Below are 17756 nucleotides of genomic sequence, written 5' to 3'. Positions count from 1 at the left end.
TTAAACGCAGGAGAATTCAATGTCCGTTATCGATACCGCAAGCCTCGTCGTGGCACAAGCCGCCGCCCCTGAAGGTAATGCGTTGATGGGCATGTTGCCCATCGTCCTGATGTTCGTGATCCTCTACTTCCTGATGATCCGCCCGCAGATGAAGCGTCAGAAGGAACACCGCAACCTGATCGCCGCCCTGGCCAAGGGCGACGAAGTGGTCACGGCCGGCGGCATGCTGGGCAAGGTCACCAAGGTCAACGACAGCTACGTGACCGTTGAAGTGTCCGAACTGGCCGACAAGCCCGTTGAAGTCATCATGCAGAAGTCGTCGGTTTCGACGGTGCTTCCTAAAGGAACCATCAAGGCCCTTTAAGCGTCTAATAGGAGCCCCGTCGGGCTCTTATTACGTTTGACGGGACCCACCGCCGCCCGCCGCGTTCATCGCCCGGGCGGCCCTTTTATCACCCTGACATGAAGTAGCCGGCAATGAACCGCTATCCCCTCTGGAAGTACATTACGGTCCTGATCGCGGTCATCATTGGCCTCTTGTACACGCTTCCGAATTTCTACGGCGAGTCGCCCGCGGTCCAGGTTTCCAGCGCCAAGGCCACCATCAAGGTGGACGCGGCGATGTTGAACCGGGTCGATCAAATCCTGACCGACGCCAAGATTCCGAACGAAGGCGTCTTCTACGAACAAAACGGCACGCTCGGCACCGTGCGCGCCCGTTTCCCCTCGACCGACCTGCAATTGCAGGCGCGCGACCTGCTCGACAAAACCCTGAACACCGTTGCCGGCGACCCGCACTACACCGTGGCGCTGAACCTGCTGCCCGCCTCGCCCGCCTGGATGCGCGCGATGGGCTGGTTCGCCCCCAAGCCCATGTACCTGGGCCTGGACTTGCGCGGTGGCGTGCACTTCCTGCTGCAAGTGGACATGCAAGGCGCGCTGACCGCCCGCTACGACTCCCTGGCCGCCGATGTGCGTTCCGTGCTGCGTGACCAAAAGGTCAACGTGGCCGGCGTCGAGCGCTCGGGCATGGGCGTTGCCGCCACGTTCGCCAACACCGACGACCGTGACCGCGCCATCGCCACCCTGCGCACCCGCCTGCCCGACCTGGAATTCACGGAACGCGAAGAAGGCGGCAAGCAAGTGCTGCTGGGCGCCCTGAACCCGGCCGCCGTCCAGCGCGTGCAGGATTCCGCGCTAAAGCAGAACATCAACACCCTGCACAACCGCATCAACGAACTGGGCGTGGCCGAACCGGTCATCCAGCAACAAGGCGCGGACCGCATCGTGGTGCAACTGCCTGGCGTGCAGGACGTGGCCAAGGCCAAGGAACTGCTGGGCCGCACCGCCACGCTGGAAATCCGCATGGTCGACGACACCCCCACCGCGCAAGCCGCGCTGCTGGGTGGCACCGTTCCCTTTGGCCTGGAACGCTACAACGACCGCGACGGCCGTCCGATCCTGGTTCGCCGCCAGGTCGTGCTGACGGGTGAAAACCTGCAAGACGCGCAGCCGGGCCGTGATTCGCAAACCCAGCAAGCCGCCGTCCACCTGACGCTGGATTCCAAGGGCGCGCGCATCTTCCGCGACGTCACGCGCGACAACATCGGCAAGCGCATGGCCATCCTGCTGTTTGAAAACGGCAAGGGCGAAGTGGTCACGGCGCCGGTCATCCGCAGCGAAATCGCGGGCGGCCAGGTGCAGATCTCGGGCAGCATGAGCTCCGAAGAAGCCGCCGACACCGCCCTGCTGCTGCGCGCCGGCGCGCTGGCCGCACCGATGTCGATCATCGAAGAACGCACCATCGGCCCGAGCCTGGGCGCCGACAACATCTCGAAGGGCTTCCATTCGACGCTGTACGGTTTCCTGGCCATCGCCGTCTTCATCATCCTGTACTACCACCTGTTCGGTGTGTTCTCCACGGTGGGCCTGACGCTGAACGTGCTGCTGCTTCTGGCGCTGCTGTCCATGCTGCAAGCCACGCTGACCTTGCCGGGTATTGCCGCTATTGCGCTGACGCTGGGCATGGCCATTGACTCGAACGTGCTGATCAACGAGCGGATACGGGAAGAACTGCGCGCCGGGGCAACCCCGCAGCAGGCCATCCACCAAGGTTTCGAACGCGCCTGGGGCACGATTCTTGACTCGAACCTCACGACGCTCATCGTCGGCCTGGCGCTGCTGGCCTTCGGTTCGGGCCCGATCCGGGGCTTCGCGGTGGTGCACTGCCTGGGCATCCTGACGTCGATGTTCTCGTCGGTGGTGGGCGTGCGCGCCCTGGCCAATCTGTACTACGGCCGCAAGAAGAAGCTCTCTTCGATCTCCATCGGCGAGATCTGGAAACCGAAGGCAAACTGACAATAAGGCGGACGGCCCACAGCCGTCCGCCATAAAAAGAACCGAAGGCGAAAAATGGAATTTTTCCGTATTCACCGCACCATCCCGTTCATGCGCCATGCATTGGTGCTGAACATCATCAGCCTCGTCACGTTCGCGCTGGCGATCTTCTTCATCGTCACGCGCGGCTTTCACCTGTCGATCGAGTTCACCGGCGGCACGGTCATGGAAGTCAACTACGCCCAGACGGCGCAGTTGGAAAACGTGCGCGGCGTGGTGTCCAAGCTGGGCTATTCCGACTTCCAGGTGCAGAACTTCGGCACCTCGCGCGACGTCATGATCCGCCTGCCGCTGCAGGAAGGCCAAACGTCGGCCACGCAAAGCGGAAGCGTGCTGGCCGCGCTGAAGACGGCCGATTCCAGCGTTGAACTGCGCCGCGTGGAATTCGTCGGGCCGCAGGTGGGCCAGGAACTGCTGCACAACGGCTTGATGGCCCTGCTTGTCGTGGTCATCGGCATCATGGTGTACCTGGGCTTTCGCTTCGAATGGAAATTCGCCGTCGCCGGCGTGATCGCCAACCTGCACGACGTGGTGATCATCCTGGGCTTCTTCGCGTTCTTCCAATGGGAGTTCTCGCTGGCGGTGCTGGCGGGGGTGCTGGCCGTGCTGGGTTACTCCGTGAACGAATCGGTCGTCATCATGGACCGTATCCGCGAGAACTTCCGCAAGTACCGCAAGGCAGACGTCACCGAAGTCATCAACAGCGCCATCACCCAGACCATTTCGCGAACCATCATCACCCACGGTTCGACGCAGATGATGGTGCTGGCCATGCTGTTCTTCGGCGGCCCCAGCCTGCACTACTTCGCCATGGCGCTGACCATCGGCATCTGGTTCGGCATCTATTCGTCGGTGTTCGTCGCCGCCGCGCTGGCCATGTGGATGGGCGTCAAGCGCGAAGACCTGATCAAGCCGGTCAAGAAGGAAGGCGAAGAAGGCGAAGTCGCCTGATTCCTGCCCGCTGACCCCCCATCCCGATCCCGGTCCCGATCCCGGTCGGGCTGCAAACAAAAACCCGTCGCATGCGCGACGGGTTTTTGCTTTTGGGGCGGCGTGCAAGGCACGTCGACCATCCGCGGTCGCTACGACTAGCCGCGTTGGCCCCAAGTGCTTGCCTTCGCCGTTCTCGCCGCGGGGCGTATTGACGGTTATATCCGAACAGATATATTCATGCGGGTACGAATCCGCCGGCATTCGCTACCATAGGTCCCCATGAAACTCACCATTGATCATCTCGTCATCGCCGCGGCGGACCTTGCCAGCGGTACGGAATATGTCGCCGGGCTGCTGGGCAGCGCGCCACAAGGCGGCGGCGCGCATCCGCGCATGGGCACCCACAACCGCGTGCTGGGCATGGCGGGCGGCATGTATCTGGAGGTCATCGCCATTGACCCGGACGCGCCCGCACCCGAGCGGCCGCGCTGGTTCGGGCTGGACCAGGGCGACATGCGCGCGCGCTTGCAACAGGGCCCTTTCCTGGCGCATTGGGCCGCGCGCGTTCAAGCGCCGCTGGACCTGACGCGCATGCAGGCCGAACACCCCGAACGTATCGCCCCCGTCATCCCCATGACGCGCGGCGATCTGCGCTGGCGCTTGACGGTGCCGGACGACGGCAGCCTGCCGGCGTGGCGCGAAGCGGGGCACGCGGCCGGCGACGGCTTGCTGCCTACGCTGATCCAATGGGATGTGGACGCCTACCCTGGCGTCAGCCTGCCGCCGCAGCCGTTGACGCTGGTGCGCCTGACGGGATGCCACCCGCAGGCCGGCCTGCTGCGCCAGGGGCTGACCTGGATGGGTGCGGACACCCTGATCGACCTGGAACAAACCGACGGGCAGCCGCGCCTGACCGCGCTGATCGACACGCCGCAAGGGCAGAAGACCCTGGCTTAACCGCCCGCACATCGCATTCAAACCGGAGACCCCGCATGACAGCCACAGCCACAGCCACAGCCACAGCCACAGCCACAGCCACAGCCACAGCCACCCGCAAACGTTTCGACGACGAACCCTATCTGGACCAATGCCAGGCCACCATCACAGCCGTCAGCCCCGAAGGCGTCGAGCTGGACGAGACCGTTTGCTATGCGCGTAGCGGCGGGCAGGCGGGGGACAGCGGCACGCTGACGCTGACGGACGGACGCGTGCTGACGTTGGCGGACACGGTCTACGCGGACGACCGCCAGCGCATCCTGCACGTGCTAAGCCTGGCCGACGGCGACACGCCCCCGCAAGTGGGCGACCGCGTCACCGTGGCCATCGACTGGCCGCGCCGCCATCGCCTGATGCGGCTGCACACCTGTCTGCACCTGCTGGGCGCGCTGGTGCCCGCCCCCGTGACCGGATGCAGCATCTCGGCCGACTCCGCCCGCATCGATTTCGACCTGCCCGAATCCACCCTGGAAAAGGCCGAGCTGACCGAGCGCCTGAATGCGCTGATCAACCGTGGCCTGGACGTCACCGTCACCGGCATCACCCCGGAAGAACTGGCCGCGCAGCCCGACCTGGTGCGCACGGTGGGCGCGGCGCCCCCGACGGGCACGGCCAAGATCCGCATTGTGGATATCCCCGGGGTGGATCGCCAGCCCTGTGGCGGCACCCACGTGCGCAACACCGGCGAGATCGGCGCGGTGGCCATCGCCAAGATCGAAAAGAAAAGCCGCACGAATCGACGCGTGGTCGTCAACTTTGCATAAGCAACGCGCGATAAAAAAAGGGCCGCGATGTTATCGCGGCCCTTGTTTGACGAACGCCAGGGTTCAAGCTTTCTTCCACCAACGCCAAGGCGCGCGCAGCGGCCATTGATACTGGCTGCCCAACACGCGGGGCGCCAGCAGATGTCCTACCAGCACCGCGATGCCGGCCGCAGTCATCACGTCGGAAAGGTAGTGGTCCAGGTTGACCAGCCGGCTCATCGCCACCAACGCGGCCAGCAGCAGAAACACCACGCGCCAGCGCGGCGCCAGGATGCTCAGCACCACGGCCACGGCAAAAGCCGCATAGGTGTGGCTGGACGGAAACGAATTGAACTGCTGCGCGCGTGAAAACGATTCGCCCAGCCCGTAGATGCCCTTTTCGAAGAACAACTCGGGACGCGCGCGCGCCACCGACCGCTTGAGCAACAACACGACCACCCCGCCCACGGCCATGGTCGACAGCATCAGCAAGCTGCCGCGCGCCATGCTGGAATAGCTCATGCGCAGCGGGTTGCGCCAGCCACGCGCCAGGCCGATCAAGCCGACCACGTAGAAAGCCAGCGCCACGCCGATATACGGGCCGCTTTCGCCCAATTCGCCCACCCATTCAAAAGATTCGTTCACGCCGGCGGACACCGACTGCTTGATCCAGATGGCCAGGGGCAGGTCCACCCAGCGCGCACTCGCGCCGGCCAGCAACGCCAGGGCCGCGGCCAGCAACAGCCAGGTCGTCCAGGAAAATGGGTTGCGGATCTGGTTTTGCACGGAGGGGCCGGGCGCGGCAGGGGGCACGGAGGCGGCGGCCTGGGGCGTCAGGGGGTTCGGTGTCATCGGTGCCGCTTACGGGAAAAGAGGAACGCTTAAGGGGAAACGGGAATATTACTTGCGGCGGGAATCGAGCCGGCTCGCTATCGTAACGGCGACGTACCCGCGGGGCCAAGAAACAATTTTCCGGCAAAGGTTAAAATTCCGCCTTTCCACCCCTTTCAGCCCCCGGGATCTACACCCGTCACGGCGACACTCATGCAAGCTACCTCCCTCAAGCGCGCCAACGCGCCCAGCGCCGGCGATTCCGCCGCCGCCGCCCTTCCGGACACTGCCGCCGCCGACGCGGGCACCGGTTCCCCCCGCAAGCTGTACATCCGCACCTTTGGCTGCCAGATGAACGAGTACGACTCGGACAAGATGGCCGACGTGCTGCGCGGCGACCAGGGCCTGGAACTGACCGACAACCCGGAAGAAGCCGACGTCATCCTGTTCAACACCTGTTCGGTGCGCGAAAAGGCGCAGGAAAAAGTGTTCTCGGACCTGGGCCGGGTGCAGCACCTGAAAAAGACCAATCCCAACCTGGTGATCGGCGTGGGCGGTTGCGTGGCCAGCCAGGAAGGCGCGGCCATCGTCAAGCGCGCGCCCTATGTCGACGTGGTGTTCGGCCCGCAGACGCTGCACCGCCTGCCCGACCTGATCGCGCGCCGCCGCGCCGAGGGCCGGTCGCAGGTGGACATCAGCTTTCCGGAAATCGAAAAGTTCGACAACATGCCGCCCCCGCGCGTGGACGGCGCCACGGCGTTCGTGTCCATCATGGAAGGCTGTAGCAAATACTGTAGCTTCTGCGTCGTGCCGTACACGCGCGGCGAGGAAGTGTCGCGCCCCTTCGAGGACGTGCTGATCGAAGTGGCCGACCTGGCCGATCAGGGCGTGAAGGAAGTGACCCTGCTGGGCCAGAACGTGAACGCGTACCGCGGCAAGATGGAAGGCTCGGACGAGATCGCCGACTTTGCCATGCTGCTGGAATACGTGCACGAAATCCCGGGCATCGAACGCATCCGCTACACCACGTCGCACCCCAAGGAAATGACCCAGCGCATGGTGGACGCCTACGCCCGCCTGCCCAAGCTGGTGTCGTTCCTGCACCTGCCCGTGCAAGCCGGCAGCGACCGCGTGCTGGCCGGCATGAAGCGCGGCTACACCACGCTGGAATTCAAGTCGGTGGTGCGGCGCCTGCGCGCGGCCCGCCCCGACCTGACGCTGTCGTCCGACTTCATCGTGGGCTTTCCCGGCGAAACGGAAGAAGACTTCGAAAAAACCATGAAGCTGATCGAAGACGTCGGCTTCGACACCTCGTTCTCGTTCGTGTATTCGCGCCGGCCGGGCACGCCCGCCGCCGACCTCACGGACGACACGCCGCAAGACGTCAAGCTGCGCCGCTTGCAGCGCCTGCAAGCGCTGATCAACGAGCAGGCGGCCACCATCGCCCGCAACATGGTCGGCACCCGCCAGCGGCTGCTGGTGGAAGGCCCCTCGCGCCGCGACCCCAACGAACTGATGGGCCGCACCGAGAACAACCGCATTGTGAACTTCGCCGCGCCCGCGCGGCTCATCGGACAAATGGTCGACGTCATCATCACCGAAGCGCACACCAATTCGTTGCGCGCCCGGGTGGCCGATGTAGACCGCGTTCCCCAAGAGGCCGAATGACCACTCCCCGTTCCCGCGCCCGTCGCAGCATGCCCGCCGTCGTCAACCTGGACGGCGACAACACCCACCTGGCCAATCTGTGCGGCCCCCTGGACGAGAACCTGCGCCAGCTGGCCGACGGCATGGGCGTGAACCTGTCGCGTCGCGGCAGCCGCGTCACCATCGAAGGCGAACGCGCCGAATTGGCCGGTCGGGTCTTGCGACGCTTTCACGAACAAGCCGTGCACCGCGCCCTGTCGATCGATGACATCCAGCTGGGCCTGGTGGAAATCGGCGTTGGCCGCCAGGAAGACAAGCCGCAGGAAGCCCAGGTGCGCGAGGCCGATGCCTTGCCGGCCCTGGACGACGACAGCGACAGCATCGCGCTGCGCACCAAGCGCAGTGACCTGCGCCCGCGCACGCCGCGCCAGCGCGACTACCTGAACAACATCCTGAAGCACGACATCACGTTCGGCGTCGGGCCCGCCGGCACGGGCAAGACCTGGCTGGCGGTGGCTTGCGCCATCGACGCCATGGAACGCGATACGGTGCAGCGGCTGGTGCTGACGCGCCCGGCCGTCGAAGCCGGCGAGCGCCTGGGCTTTCTGCCCGGTGATCTGGCCCAGAAAGTAGACCCGTATCTGCGCCCGCTGTACGACGCGCTGTACGACCTGATGGGCTTTGAAAAAGTGCAGCGCCTGTTCGAAAAGCAGACCATCGAAATCGCGCCGCTGGCCTATATGCGCGGCCGCACGTTGAACCACGCGTTCGTCATCCTGGACGAAGCGCAGAACACCACGCCGGAACAGATGAAGATGTTCCTGACGCGGATCGGTTTCGGCAGCAAGGCCGTCATCACCGGCGACCCGTCGCAGGTGGACCTGCCGCGCGGTCAGGACAGCGGCCTGGCCCATGCGGTCAAAGTGCTGGAAGACGTCCAGGGCATCGCCACCACCCGCTTCACCAGCCGCGATGTCGTGCGCCACCCGCTGGTGGCCCGCATCGTCGACGCCTACGATCGCGCCTCTGAAAATGAAGCCTGATCTGTCCCTGTCCGTGCAGTACGGGGTCGAGGAAGCCCGCCTGCCCCGCTGGCGCCTGCGCCGGTGGGCCGAGCGTGCGCTGGCGGCGGCGGCCGAAGACGGGCTGGTGGATTTTTCGGCTGCGGAACTCAGCCTGCGCCTGGTCGGCGCGGCCGAGGGCCGGCGCCTGAACCGCGATTTCCGCGAACGCGACTACGCCACCAACGTGCTCACCTTCGAGTACGGCGTGGACCCGTTGGGTGTGGCGCGCGGCGATATCGTGATGTGTGTGCCGGTGCTGGTGCGCGAGGCGCGCGAACAGCGCAAACCGCTGCTGGAGCACGCCGCGCACCTGACGATTCACGGCGTGCTGCATGCGCTGGGCTACGACCACATCAAGGCGCGCGACGCCAAACGCATGGAAGCCCTGGAAACGGCCACGCTGGCGCAGATGGGCATTGCCGACCCGTACGTGGCGGCCGACTAGGCAGGCCCGGCAGGCCGTGACCACCCGTGTGTCCAACGCCGCCGTGCGTTCGGGCATGCCGCTTGCGGCCACTCGGGTCAACCCCTAGCTTCTGGCGAAAAATGGCGTCAAGCAACGCGCAGATGTCGTCGTTTGCCCGCATTTTCAGGGCCGTCGTTACAAAACCCACGCCAGTTTCGGTTATGCTGGCCCCTCCATAACTTGTCCTCCCGGACGATGTCTGACCCTTACCCTGCTCCTGAAGCGACCTCTGCTCGCTCATCCAAACCCGCCACCAAATCCCTTCTAGACCGCCTGCTTTCCCTTGTGCGCCGAGAGCCCGAGGACCGCGAAGGCATCAAGGCCATTCTGGAAGCTGCCCACGACCGCAACCTGCTGGATGCGGAGTCCTACAAGATGATCAAGGGCGCGCTGGCCGTGTCCGAAGGCACCGTCGGCGACATCATGGTTCCACGCTCGCGCATGGACCTGCTGGACGTCACGCAGCCCATCCCGTACCTGGTGGCCTCCGTCATTGAAACCGCGCATTCGCGGTTCCCGGTGTACGAGGGTGATCGCGACAACATCATCGGCATCCTGCTGGCCAAGGACTTGCTGCGCTGCATGCTGGAACCCGGCATCGAACTGCGCACCCTGGTCCGCCCCGCCGTGTTCATCCCCGAGTCCAAGCGCTTGAATGTGCTGCTGCACGAATTTCGCGCCAGCCGGAACCACCAGGCCATCGTCATTGACGAGCATGGCGGCATTTCCGGGCTGGTCACGATGGAAGACGTGCTGGAACAGATCGTCGGCGACATCGAAGACGAATTCGACGAAACCGAAGAAGACGAAATCTTCCCCGAAGGCGAAAACCAGTGGCGCGTCATGGCGGCCACCGACATCTCGCACTTCAACGAGGTCTTCGGCTGCCAGTTGCCTGACGACGAATACGACAGCGTGGGCGGCTGGATGGGGGGCCAGCTGGGCCGCATTCCGCGCCGTGGCGACGTAGCCGAATTCGACGGCCTGCGCCTGGAAGTGGCTCGCGGTGACGCCCGCCGCGCCATCTGGTTGCGCGTCAAGCGCAACGTGCCTGCCCAATCCTCCCGCCCCAACGACGACGCATGAGCCGTACCCCGCGCAGCATCCTCCTGCGCGGCGCCGCCGGCTTGACGCTGGCGGGCGCCGTGCACGCCCTGACCTTTGCGCCCGGCCCGCTGCCGGATTGGGCGCTGGCCATCACGCAGATACTGATGCTGGCCATCGCGGCGCGCGTCACGCTGACCGCGCCGTCGGCCACGCAAGCCTGGCTGCGCGCTTGGCTATTCGGCTTTGCCACCTACGCGGTGGGCCTGTATTGGCTGTTCATCAGCATGCATCGCTACGGCGATCTGGCCGCGCCGCTGGCGGTGGCCGGCGTGCTGGCCCTGTCCGCCTTCCTGGCGCTGTTCCCCGCCACCGCCAGTGCGCTGACGCGCCGCTACGTTCCGCTGACGGCGGGCGCCACGCCGCTGGGCAGGCTGTCATCCACGCTGGCCTGGGCCGCCCTGTGGGCCGCCTTCGAATGGCTGCGCGCGGTTTTGCTGACCGGGTTCCCGTGGCTGAACATCGGCTACGCGCAGGTGGACAGCCCGATTGCGGGATGGGCCCCCATTCTTGGCGTGCACGGCATGGCCTTTGTGGCTGCGTTCGCCGCCGCCGCCATCGCCAGCCTGTGGCAGCCGTCCCGCAAAAAGGCCATGGACTCGCGCCAGGCCCTGGCGGCGGGCGTCGCGGTGGCACTAGCCGCCGTGGGTTGGCCGCTGTCGCGCATCGATTGGTCTTCGCCCACCGGCGACCCGCTTAACGTCAGGCTGATCCAGGGCAACATCGAGCAATCGCAAAAGTTCGACCCCGCGCTGCTGGAACAAAGCCTGGTGCGCCATCTGGAAATGACCGCGCTGCCGCCCGCGCCCGGCGTGCCGGCGCCGCAGCTTGTGATTCTTCCTGAAACCGTGATGCCGGTTTTCCAGGACCAGCTGGATCCGCGCATCTGGGACGCCTGGCGTGGCGTGGCCGCGCGCGGCAACATGACGATTGCGATGGGCGTGCCGCTGCATGACCGCGTCAATGGTCGCGACCGCTACACCAACAGCGTGGTGGGATTCGACGGCAACACGCCGATCCAGCAACTGCTGACCGGCAGCACGGCCATGCGTTACGACAAGCGCCATCTGGTGCCATGGGGCGAATACGTGCCGCCCGGCTTCCACTGGTTTGTCGACATGCTGAACATCCCGCTGGGCGATTTCGATCGCGGCGCGCCGCGTCAGACGCCGTTCGCGGTAGGCGGCCAGCACATCGCGTTCAACATCTGCTACGAAGACCTGTTCGGCCCCGACCTCTTGCCCGCGCTACAGCCGGGCGCCAATGGCGAGCCGGGCGCAACCATCCTGGTCAACGTCAGCAACCTGGGCTGGTTCGGCAATTCGTGGGCGTTGCGCCAGCACTTGCAGATCGGCCGCTTGCGCACGATGGAAACCGCTCGGCCCATGCTGACGGCCACCAATACCGGCATTACCGCCGCGATCGACGCCAAGGGCCACGTGGCGGCGCAGCTTGCGCCGTTGCAGCCCGGCGTGCTGCCGGTATCGGTGCAAGGCATGACGGGGCTGACCCCGTATGCGCGCTTTGGCGACAAACTGGCTTTGGCCTTGATGGGCCTGATTCTTATCGCGGCCATTGGCGGCCACCGCAAGGCGCGGCCCGCCAACTGACCGCTGGTTTTCCTAGGCGAACAGGTTTTCTGGCAACCTGCCGCTGTCTTGCGGCGGGCGCACGGGCCCCTCGCCCGCCCCCGTCAGCTCAATGGCCTCGGCGATGGCGTCCAAGTCGTCGCTATCCAATTCCAGTTCGGCCGCGCCCAGCAGACCATTGACCTGCGCGGCACTGCGCGCGCCGACGATGGCGCCGGTAACGCCCGGCCATGCCAACGTCCACGCCGCGGCGACCGCGGCCACCGTCGTGCCGTGGTGTTCCGCGATGGGTTTCATCGCATCCGCCAGTGCCAGGTTGCGGGAAAGGTTCGGCGGCGCGAATTCGGCATTGCGCGCGCGCCAATCGTCCGGCGGCAACGCCCGGGCACGTTCGGCGGTAAACGCGCCCGTCAGCAGCCCGGACTGCATGGGGCTGTAGACGATCACGCCCACGTCATGCTGCGCGCACCAGGGAATAAGGTCGGCCGCCGCGCCACGCTGGATCGCCGAAAAAGGCGGTTGCAGGCAATCCACATGGCCCAGCGCCTGGGCATCCTGCAACTGCGCCAGATTGTGGTTCGACAGGCCAATGGCGCCAACCTTGCCTTCCTGCTTGAGGTTCAGCAGTTCCTGCCAATAGGTTTCGAGCGGCGTGCCGTCGCCGGCCGGCCAGTGCATTTGATAAAGGTCGATGCGCTCGACGCCAAGCCGGCGCAGCGACCCTTCGATTTCGCGGCGAATGCTGGCCGGTGCGCCGGTACGGCGCGGCATCGCTTGCGGATTATCGGTCGACCACGTCAGCCCGCATTTGGTGAACACATAGGGCCGATCGCCGGGCGCCATCTGCGCCAGCGCGCGACGCACGACGTCTTCGGAGTGACCCAGCCCGTACACCGCCGCCGTATCGATCCAGTTGATGCCCCGGTCCACGGCCAGGCGAATCGCGGCGATGGAATCGGCGTCGTCTTGCGGCCCCCACCCCACCGCCCAGCCGTTGCCGCCGATAGCCCAGGCGCCCAATCCGATACGCGTGATGTGCATGCCGCTGCGGCCCAGGGGCCGGGTGGGAAACGAAGTCTTTGTGCTCATGCCGGAATTCTCAGGTTGTCGCGCGGCTTTTTTTACGCGCAAGCCACAGGATGTCGAAAATTTTTTATCGCCCACGATAGCATCCGCACAAGCCTTTGATTTTTCTGGAATCCACGCGCTGGCACCCGGTCTTGGATGGTCTGATTTCGCTCACAAAATAAGCAGAAAAAGGCATCCCACCCCTATTTTTTTTGTCGTTTTATGGTTTTTGCCCGCGATCGACTTGCACACCCGATTTTGTTCGTGCATAATCTCGTTTCTTCGCCAACGGCACTAAACAAAACCGGCAACGAACTACGAAAAAGCGCACAATAAAACGTGTGTTTCTACCGTAAAACGTAGCAGGAATTGATTAGAGAAACGGGGGTATAGCTCAGCTGGGAGAGCGCTTGCATGGCATGCAAGAGGTCAGCGGTTCGATCCCGCTTACCTCCACCAGTCAACAGCGAAGAATGTAGTTGCAGTACCAGTTATGCAGTACAGCAAGTCCAAGTCCCCTTCGTCTAGAGGCCTAGGACATCACCCTTTCACGGTGAGTACAGGGGTTCGAATCCCCTAGGGGACGCCAGTTCACTGGCAGCAGTAAAGAAGTAGATAAGTGCAGTTGAAGTGACAAAGTAGTTGAGTAAGCCGCTGCGGAGCGGTAGTTCAGTTGGTTAGAATACCGGCCTGTCACGCCGGGGGTCGCGGGTTCGAGCCCCGTCCGCTCCGCCAAAAGCTCTCGCTCTGAGTCTTTCAAGAGCTCCGTCTTCGGGGCTTTTTGCTTTTATAGAGTGTGAGACCTTGTTGTTTGAAGTTCGGAACATCAGGGCGCCCTGGGGGGTATAGCTCAGCTGGGAGAGCGCTTGCATGGCATGCAAGAGGTCAGCGGTTCGATCCCGCTTACCTCCACCAGCACGCAGTACCGCAGTACCGTAGTAAAGTTGTTTGCAGTTCTGTTAGTTCAGGTCCCCTTCGTCTAGAGGCCTAGGACATCACCCTTTCACGGTGAGTACAGGGGTTCGAATCCCCTAGGGGACGCCAGATTTCTGGCACGTAGTACAAGCTGCCTTGACACCGCAGTGTAGTGATGAAGTTTGAAGTTGTTGAGTAAGCCGCTGCGGAGCGGTAGTTCAGTTGGTTAGAATACCGGCCTGTCACGCCGGGGGTCGCGGGTTCGAGCCCCGTCCGCTCCGCCAAGCACTTTGGTGTTTGCCAGCATGCAGCTTGAAAGATCGCACGAGCGATCCTCGCAATACCCACTATCGCAATACCCACTATCGCAATACGCATCGTCGCAGTACACATTGAAGCTCCGGATTCCGGGGCTTTTTGCATTTCAGCGCCCGCATTGTCCGCGCGTTATTTTGTGCGTTCTCCCCTCCTTTTACCCCGCCGCTAAGACTCGTCCGTTTTGCTGTCTGGACAGCTTTGCCGCGCCCCTGCATCCTGTGGGCTCACGCCACGCGAACCGAAGAGGCCTACGTGACCGCAAACGCCGCCGCGCCACACGCGCATCGCCAACACCTGCAAGCCATCATCGCGGGTTTGAATGAAGGCATCATCCTGCTTGAACCCGACGGCTCAATTGCATGGGCCAATAACAGCGCACTTGAATTACACGGCGTCGACAATCTTGAAGCGTTGGGCGGCACGCCCGCCGGCTACCGCAAGCGCTACACGCTGACCTACCGCAACCATCACCGCGTGCCCGCGCGCCAATATCCGCTGGACCGCCTGGCCGCTGAAGAAACGTTTGACGATCTGCTGCTGGACCTGAGCCGCAAGGATGACGAAGAGTTCCTGCGCAACGTGCGCGCACGCGGCTTGAACCTGGAAGGCGACAAAGGCGCTGACTATCGCGTGCTGATCCTGCACGACCAGACCGAGCAGATCAACGCCGAAGAACGCTTCGAACGCACCTTCGGCGCGAATCCGGCGCCCGCCCTCATTTGCCGGCTTTCCGACCTGCGCTACGTCAAGGTCAACCAGGGCTTTCTGGAAATGACGGGCTACACGCGTGAGACCGTGCTGGGCAAGTCCGCGTACGAGCTGGATGTGCTGGACGGCGGCGACGACAAAGAACAGGCCGTGGCCAATCTGAACGAAGGCAAGACCATTACACAGCGCGAAGGCGTCGTGAAGCTGGCGGACGGCGGCGCCAAATTCGTGATGGTCGCCGGCCAACCGATCGACATGCAGGACGAACCCTGCATGCTGTTCACCTTCATCGACCTGGAAGCGCGCAAACGCACCGAGATGGCGCTGCGCGAAAGCGAAGAGCGCTTTTCCAAGGCGTTCAAGCTGGCGCCCGTGCCGATGGCCGTATGCGAAGGCGATACGCTGCGCGTGCTGGATATCAACGACGCCTTTGCAGCGGTAACCGGCGCGTCGCCCGAAGACAGCGTGGGCGCGGCCTTGACCGACGTAGGCCTGCAACCCTACGAAGGCATGGCCGCCAGCCTGAAGCGTGGCGAAAGCGCGCGCAACCGCGAAGCCACGTTGGCCACGCAGGATGGCGGCGCGCTTGATTGCCTGGTGTCGGCCGAGCCCGTGATGATCGGTGGGCAGCGCCGACTGCTGATCGTGATGCAGGACATCACCGAACGCAAACGCTCCGAGATCGAGCTGCTGGCCGCGATCGAAGCGGTGATGCAGGACACGTCGTGGTTCAGCCGGGGCATCATCGAAAAGCTGGCGCAGTTGCGCCAGCCCGCGCCGGCCTCGCGCGATGTGGCGGAACTGGCGCAACTGACCACGCGCGAACGCGAAGTGCTGGGCCTGCTCTGCCAGGGCCACGACGACGACGGCATCGCCAAGGCGTTGAAGCTGTCGCGCAATACGGTGCGCAATCATGTGGCCACGATCTACAGCAAGATCGGCGTGCACCGGCGTAGCGCGGCGATTGTCTGGGCGCGCGATCGAGGGATCACGGGCCACGAGTCCGCGCGGGTGCGTGACAAGCCGGCTAAGGAGTGATCGCGACGGGGTGATCGCGCGACGGGACGATCGCAACGGGACGATCGCAACGGGTTGATCGCAACGGGGTGATCGCAACGGGGTGATCCGACAAAGTGACCGCCGTGCAATGGTGCCGTCCCGGCGCCGCCGGCTACGCTCGGAATTTACAATTAGAATCAAAATATTGAGGGGGTCGGCGTCAACGAAGATGCCATCGCGTTAGACCGCGCCGCACGGTTAAATCTTCTATTCGCGGCGAACATGCATCGAAGTGGCCCGCATTTTCGTGCAGTGGGCCTGCATTGCGCAAACCCTGCGCAGGTTCTTACGATCCGCCGATCCCGCCCTTGCCTCGCCAGGCAAGCGGCGTGGTTTTCGATAGATCGATTGGAGCCCGCCCTTGCAGACCGCCTACATCCCCGTCCCGCAGACGACCCGCAACCGAGCCGCCCCGGCCTGGACCCCCGACGACATCCTGGCGCTGTACGCGATGCCGTTCATGGACTTGATGCACCGCGCCCAGCAGGTCCATCGCGCGCACTTCGACCCGAATGCCGTGCAGCTGTCCAGCCTGCTGTCGATCAAAACCGGTGGCTGTCCGGAGGATTGCGCGTACTGCCCGCAGTCGTCGCACTACGACACCGGGCTGGATGCCGACAAGCTGATGCCGCTGGATGAAGTGGTGGCCGCCGCGAAGGCCGCGCAGGCAGGCGGGGCGCAACGCTTTTGCATGGGCGCGGCTTGGCGCAGCCCGAAGCCGCACCATCTGGAAGCCGTGGCGCAGATGGTCAGCGCGGTGAAGTCCTTGGGGCTGGAAACCTGCGTCACGCTGGGCATGCTGCGCGACGGCCAGGCCGAGCAGCTCAAGGACGCCGGCCTGGACTACTACAACCACAACCTGGACACGTCGCCGGAGTTCTACGGCAAGATCATTTCCACCCGTACCTACCAGGACCGCCTGGATACGCTGGCGCGCGTGCGCGAGGCCGGCATCAGCGTGTGCTGCGGCGGCATTGTGGGCATGGGGGAATCGCGGCGGGAACGCGCCGGTTTGATCGCGCAACTGGCCAACATGGAGCCCTATCCGGAGTCGGTGCCAATCAACAACCTGGTCCAGGTGGAAGGCACGCCGCTGGCCAAGGCCGAGCCGCTGGACCCGTTCGAGTTCGTGCGCACGATCGCCGTGGCGCGCATCACGATGCCGCGCGCGGCCGTACGCTTGTCGGCCGGACGCGAAACCATGGACGACGCCATGCAGGCGCTGTGCTTCATGGCGGGCGCCAATTCGATGTTCTATGGCGACGCGCTGCTGACCACCGCCAACCCGCAGATGCAGGCTGACCAGCGCCTGCTGCAACGGCTGGGCATGCACGTGGAGCCGGCGCCGCACCATGCCGCGCCGGAGTTCTCGGGCGCGGGGCATTCCGCCCAACCTCAAGCCGGTTCCGGCCAACCCTGCGCAGAAGGCGGCACGACATGCCGTTGACCCCTGGCGTTCTTTACCTGTTGGCAAGCGTGACGTGCAGCGTCACAGTAGCCGTGTTGCTCAAATTGGCGCGCCGCTACGACGTGGACGTGCGGCAGGCGATTGCCATGAACTACGCCGTGGCCGCCCTGCTTTGCTGGGCCGTGCTGAAACCGGACCCTGCCGCGCTGTTCACGCCGAGCACGCCGTGGGCCGTTCTGGCCGCGCTTGGGGTGCTGTTGCCCAGCGTGTTCCTGGCAATGGCGGCGGCGGTGCGCCACGCCGGCATCGTGCGCAGCGACGCGGCGCAGCGCCTGTCGCTGTTCATCCCGCTGCTGGCCGCGTTCCTGTTGTTTGGCGAACCCGTCAATGGCCGCAAGCTGGCGGCGGTCCTGCTGGCGTTTGCCGCGCTGGCATGCTTGCTTCTGCGGCCGGCGCGCTGGGCGTCGGCAGGCGGTGCTGCGCGCACCGCCGGGACCGCCGGGACTGCTG

15 protein-coding genes and 6 tRNA genes are annotated in these 17756 nt (G+C 64.6%); 19 read left to right on the top strand and 2 right to left on the bottom strand.

Features of this window, described 5'->3' with window-relative positions; translation table 11 throughout:
* Positions 1 to 19: 19 nt before the first annotated feature.
* From yajC to AC6LJY_RS20190, 5 genes are all read left to right on the top strand, one after another.
* Positions 20 to 364, top strand: a complete 345-nt coding sequence (gene yajC, locus AC6LJY_RS20210) for a preprotein translocase subunit YajC (RefSeq protein WP_006221220.1) — start codon at positions 20 to 22, stop codon at positions 362 to 364.
* A gap of 113 nt (positions 365 to 477) precedes the next feature.
* A complete protein-coding gene (gene secD, locus AC6LJY_RS20205; RefSeq protein ID WP_046804351.1) occupies positions 478 to 2358 on the top strand; it encodes a protein translocase subunit SecD in 1881 nt (626 codons plus the stop codon).
* Between the two features lie 54 nt (positions 2359 to 2412).
* Positions 2413 to 3348: a protein translocase subunit SecF gene (gene secF / locus AC6LJY_RS20200; protein ID WP_498136627.1), complete on the top strand. Its 936-nt coding sequence runs from the start codon at positions 2413 to 2415 to the stop codon at positions 3346 to 3348.
* Positions 3349 to 3609: 261 nt separating this feature from the next.
* A complete protein-coding gene (locus AC6LJY_RS20195; RefSeq protein ID WP_498136626.1) occupies positions 3610 to 4287 on the top strand; it encodes a VOC family protein in 678 nt (225 codons plus the stop codon).
* A 35-nt stretch (positions 4288 to 4322) separates the two neighbouring features.
* The gene (locus AC6LJY_RS20190) at positions 4323 to 5090 is read left to right on the top strand and encodes an alanyl-tRNA editing protein (RefSeq protein WP_498136625.1); all 768 of its coding nucleotides are present in this window, start codon (positions 4323 to 4325) and stop codon (positions 5088 to 5090) included.
* A gap of 63 nt (positions 5091 to 5153) precedes the next feature.
* Here the strand turns inward: AC6LJY_RS20190 and AC6LJY_RS20185 are convergent, their stop codons facing one another.
* A complete protein-coding gene (locus AC6LJY_RS20185) occupies positions 5154 to 5921 on the bottom strand; it encodes a phosphatase PAP2 family protein (RefSeq protein ID WP_104145558.1) in 768 nt (255 codons plus the stop codon).
* Positions 5922 to 6113: 192 nt separating this feature from the next.
* Between AC6LJY_RS20185 and miaB the strand changes: the two genes are divergently transcribed.
* The 5 genes from miaB (at position 6114) to lnt (ending at position 11791) form a co-directional block, all read left to right on the top strand.
* Positions 6114 to 7568: a tRNA (N6-isopentenyl adenosine(37)-C2)-methylthiotransferase MiaB gene (gene miaB / locus AC6LJY_RS20180; RefSeq protein WP_046805238.1), complete on the top strand. Its 1455-nt coding sequence runs from the start codon at positions 6114 to 6116 to the stop codon at positions 7566 to 7568.
* On the top strand, positions 7565 to 8590 hold the full coding sequence (locus AC6LJY_RS20175) for a PhoH family protein (RefSeq protein ID WP_120156750.1): 1026 nt from the start codon (positions 7565 to 7567) through the stop codon (positions 8588 to 8590). Before miaB ends, AC6LJY_RS20175 begins: the two co-directional genes overlap by 4 nt.
* The gene (gene ybeY / locus AC6LJY_RS20170; RefSeq protein ID WP_046805236.1) at positions 8580 to 9056 is read left to right on the top strand and encodes an rRNA maturation RNase YbeY; all 477 of its coding nucleotides are present in this window, start codon (positions 8580 to 8582) and stop codon (positions 9054 to 9056) included. The genes AC6LJY_RS20175 and ybeY overlap by 11 nt, the downstream gene beginning before the upstream one ends.
* Before the next feature lie 216 nt (positions 9057 to 9272).
* Positions 9273 to 10163 (top strand): CorC family transporter, encoded by an 891-nt coding sequence (locus AC6LJY_RS20165; RefSeq protein ID WP_046805235.1) that lies wholly within the window; start codon positions 9273 to 9275, stop codon positions 10161 to 10163.
* Positions 10160 to 11791, top strand: coding sequence for an apolipoprotein N-acyltransferase (lnt, locus tag AC6LJY_RS20160; protein WP_498136624.1), 1632 nt, complete (start codon positions 10160 to 10162; stop codon positions 11789 to 11791). The genes AC6LJY_RS20165 and lnt overlap by 4 nt, the downstream gene beginning before the upstream one ends.
* A 12-nt stretch (positions 11792 to 11803) precedes the next feature.
* Here the strand turns inward: lnt and AC6LJY_RS20155 are convergent, their stop codons facing one another.
* Positions 11804 to 12859 (bottom strand): aldo/keto reductase, encoded by a 1056-nt coding sequence (locus tag AC6LJY_RS20155; protein ID WP_485857967.1) that lies wholly within the window; start codon positions 12857 to 12859, stop codon positions 11804 to 11806.
* A 362-nt stretch (positions 12860 to 13221) separates the two neighbouring features.
* On the opposite strand from AC6LJY_RS20155, the gene AC6LJY_RS20150 reads away from it, so the two are divergent.
* The 9 genes from AC6LJY_RS20150 to AC6LJY_RS20110 form a co-directional block, all read left to right on the top strand.
* A tRNA-Ala gene (locus AC6LJY_RS20150) sits at positions 13222 to 13297 on the top strand.
* 54 nt (positions 13298 to 13351) lie between these two features.
* Positions 13352 to 13427: transfer RNA gene (locus tag AC6LJY_RS20145), tRNA-Glu, on the top strand.
* A gap of 69 nt (positions 13428 to 13496) precedes the next feature.
* A tRNA-Asp gene (locus tag AC6LJY_RS20140) sits at positions 13497 to 13573 on the top strand.
* A 104-nt stretch (positions 13574 to 13677) separates the two neighbouring features.
* A tRNA-Ala gene (locus tag AC6LJY_RS20135) sits at positions 13678 to 13753 on the top strand.
* Positions 13754 to 13806: 53 nt separating this feature from the next.
* Positions 13807 to 13882: transfer RNA gene (locus AC6LJY_RS20130), tRNA-Glu, on the top strand.
* Between the two features lie 78 nt (positions 13883 to 13960).
* Positions 13961 to 14037 (top strand) — tRNA-Asp (locus AC6LJY_RS20125).
* A 286-nt stretch (positions 14038 to 14323) separates the two neighbouring features.
* Positions 14324 to 15817 carry a helix-turn-helix transcriptional regulator gene (locus tag AC6LJY_RS20120; protein ID WP_120157598.1) on the top strand — a complete coding sequence of 498 codons (1494 nt, stop codon included), beginning with the start codon at positions 14324 to 14326 and terminating at the stop codon, positions 15815 to 15817.
* A 382-nt stretch (positions 15818 to 16199) separates the two neighbouring features.
* Positions 16200 to 17285, top strand: a complete 1086-nt coding sequence (bioB, locus tag AC6LJY_RS20115; protein WP_498136623.1) for a biotin synthase BioB — start codon at positions 16200 to 16202, stop codon at positions 17283 to 17285.
* Positions 17282 to 17756: EamA family transporter (locus AC6LJY_RS20110; RefSeq protein ID WP_498136646.1), on the top strand; the 475-nt coding region annotated here is incomplete at its 3' end. The genes bioB and AC6LJY_RS20110, both read left to right, overlap by 4 nt.

Source organism: Achromobacter sp. RT286_PF, from assembly GCF_059760425.1.
Note: the sequence above shows the minus strand (reverse complement) of the source record. Positions and strands in the feature narration are given on the sequence as shown.

Bases quoted from the DNA above. Each gene is read 5' to 3' on its own strand.
- AC6LJY_RS20175 (WP_120156750.1), top strand. From the start codon at position 7,565: ATGACCACTCCCCGTTCCCGCGCCCGTCGCAGCATGCCCGCCGTCGTC.
- secF (WP_498136627.1), top strand. From the start codon at position 2,413: ATGGAATTTTTCCGTATTCACCGCACCATCCCGTTCATGCGCCATGCA.
- AC6LJY_RS20155 (WP_485857967.1), bottom strand. From the start codon at position 12,859: ATGAGCACAAAGACTTCGTTTCCCACCCGGCCCCTGGGCCGCAGCGGC.
- yajC (WP_006221220.1), top strand. From the start codon at position 20: ATGTCCGTTATCGATACCGCAAGCCTCGTCGTGGCACAAGCCGCCGCC.
- AC6LJY_RS20190 (WP_498136625.1), top strand. From the start codon at position 4,323: ATGACAGCCACAGCCACAGCCACAGCCACAGCCACAGCCACAGCCACA.
- lnt (WP_498136624.1), top strand. From the start codon at position 10,160: ATGAGCCGTACCCCGCGCAGCATCCTCCTGCGCGGCGCCGCCGGCTTG.
- miaB (WP_046805238.1), top strand. From the start codon at position 6,114: ATGCAAGCTACCTCCCTCAAGCGCGCCAACGCGCCCAGCGCCGGCGAT.
- secD (WP_046804351.1), top strand. From the start codon at position 478: ATGAACCGCTATCCCCTCTGGAAGTACATTACGGTCCTGATCGCGGTC.
- AC6LJY_RS20195 (WP_498136626.1), top strand. From the start codon at position 3,610: ATGAAACTCACCATTGATCATCTCGTCATCGCCGCGGCGGACCTTGCC.
- AC6LJY_RS20165 (WP_046805235.1), top strand. From the start codon at position 9,273: ATGTCTGACCCTTACCCTGCTCCTGAAGCGACCTCTGCTCGCTCATCC.
- AC6LJY_RS20185 (WP_104145558.1), bottom strand. From the start codon at position 5,921: ATGACACCGAACCCCCTGACGCCCCAGGCCGCCGCCTCCGTGCCCCCT.
- ybeY (WP_046805236.1), top strand. From the start codon at position 8,580: ATGAAGCCTGATCTGTCCCTGTCCGTGCAGTACGGGGTCGAGGAAGCC.